The sequence below is a fragment of the Psychrobacter sp. 1U2 genome, from assembly GCF_051847575.1.
The window spans coordinates 1-615 of record NZ_JBPYDC010001373.1 but is presented as its reverse complement, the minus strand read 5'-3'; the positions used below and the strand labels follow the sequence as shown (position 1 = coordinate 615).

1 protein-coding gene is annotated in these 615 nt (G+C 44.6%); it reads right to left on the bottom strand.

Annotated features, from left to right (window positions below; all coding sequences use genetic code 11):
* Nucleotides 1-359: thiamine pyrophosphate-binding protein (locus ACS8FD_RS22165; RefSeq protein ID WP_439277453.1), on the bottom strand; the 359-nt coding region annotated here is incomplete at its 3' end.
* Nucleotides 360-615: the final 256 nt, after the last annotated feature.

Below are 615 nucleotides of genomic sequence, written 5' to 3'. Positions count from 1 at the left end.
GTGTCCTCAACTTTATTGACACTAGATATCACCAACATCGGGATAGAATCTGCTAACGCTTGTGCCATCGCAGTCATGATATTGGTCATGCCAGGGCCTGTGATAATAAAGCAAACGCCAACTTTACCAGACGCGCGGTAATAGCCGTCGGCCATAAACCCAGCGCCTTGCTCATGACGCGGGGTCACATGGCGAATATCGGTATTGGGCAAACCACGATATAGCTCTACCGTATGGACACCAGGGATACCAAATACGGTTTCAACTCCGTAATACTCTAACCATTGTACCAACAGCTCACCGCATGTCAGAGGTGAGGTTGTTGGCAGTGAAGAAGGCGCTTGCATTGATTGCGTCATGGGTCGATCATCCTAAAAAGGTTCGCTGAATATTCAGGCAATTATCAAAATTATCAAATCTGTATCTTGAAACAACCCTTATATTATTTATATATAAAGGCTGCTTGTTATAGAGACTATTTTGTCCAAACTGTTCTTTGCAGGACAGTTCAATCGAGATAAACGCTGCGATTAGTAGACTGCTTTGACTTTGTCGTCATAGCGCACACCTGGCAAGATACATAGCATCTCGAACAGCAAGTTCGCTGCTAACACA